The organism is Thermoclostridium caenicola, assembly GCF_900142095.1.
GTDB classification, from domain to species: domain Bacteria; phylum Bacillota; class Clostridia; order DSM-8532; family DSM-8532; genus Thermoclostridium_A; species Thermoclostridium_A caenicola.
This window is the reverse complement of record NZ_FQZP01000125.1, coordinates 1-1043: the sequence shown is the minus strand read 5'-3', so window position 1 is coordinate 1043 and position 1043 is coordinate 1. Positions and strand designations below refer to the sequence as shown.

1 protein-coding gene is annotated in these 1043 nt (G+C 46.8%); it reads left to right on the top strand.

Annotated elements, in window-relative coordinates; all coding sequences use genetic code 11:
- Positions 1–48: 48 nt before the first annotated feature.
- A partial coding sequence (locus F3H12_RS13175; protein WP_149679765.1) for an S-layer homology domain-containing protein occupies positions 49–1043 on the top strand: 995 nt, incomplete at its 3' end.

Below are 1043 nucleotides of genomic sequence, written 5' to 3'. Positions count from 1 at the left end.
AACATTGAATGATAAGATTAACTCAACCAAATTTTAGGAGGTTGGGTTATGAAAAAGTGTCTCGCGTTCCTGCTGACAGTTGTTATGGTTCTGGCGGTTATAACCTCGGGAATGAGCCGGTCACACGCTGCATTGAGCTTCAAGGATGTGCCCAGGGAGGCCTGGTATTACGAGCACGTCCAGTATGTGGCCAACCACCCGCGGGAACTGATGGTGGGATACGCGGGAAACTTCGGACCGTTGGATAACCTCACGGTGGAACAGTTTATCAAGATAGCCGTAGCGGCTGCCGGCAAGGGTGTGGTTGTTCCTTCAGATAAATACTGGGGGGACGTCTATGTGTCCATTGGGTTGGAACTGGGTTTTGTGCAACCGGGAGAGTTTACCGATTACAAACGACCCATCACACGGGCTGAGATGGCCAGGATCATCATTCGCTCCCTTCCCATGATAACCGGTGAGAAGGATATTCCCTACAATGAAAGCGAGATAAGGTCACGAATAGCGGATTACGACAGCATCCCTGTAAACCTTCGGGAATATGTTTGTAAGGCTTATCAACTCGGCATCCTTGTGGGCGGATCGGATGGAAAGTTTAATCCCAATGGCAATCTGACACGTGCATCCGCAGCGGCGGTCATCCACAAGATGCTGGAACCCGGCCTGAGGACGATTTATACGCCTCAGGAAGAAGTTTGGAGCGATGAGGAGTTTGAGGCATATATCAGGGAGAATGCGGAGGACTTCTATGCTATTGCAAAAATAGAGAATAGAAAACTCTATCTCAGAACAGCAGATAAGCCTACTCCCACATTACTGTCGGATAAGTATAATCCTGATATTCATGAACTTCTGTATGAATGTGCTAAGACCATGGTATATTATGCTAACAAAAACGGCAATTATTTCAGTATTGCATATAATGATTTCTTCGGCGGATCTGTGTCTTTGGGATATCATCTTGTCAGCGATAAATATAAGCCGGATATTGAGCTGACCATCTATGCAGAGCCCCAGATGAACTATATTGCAGAAAGGTATGC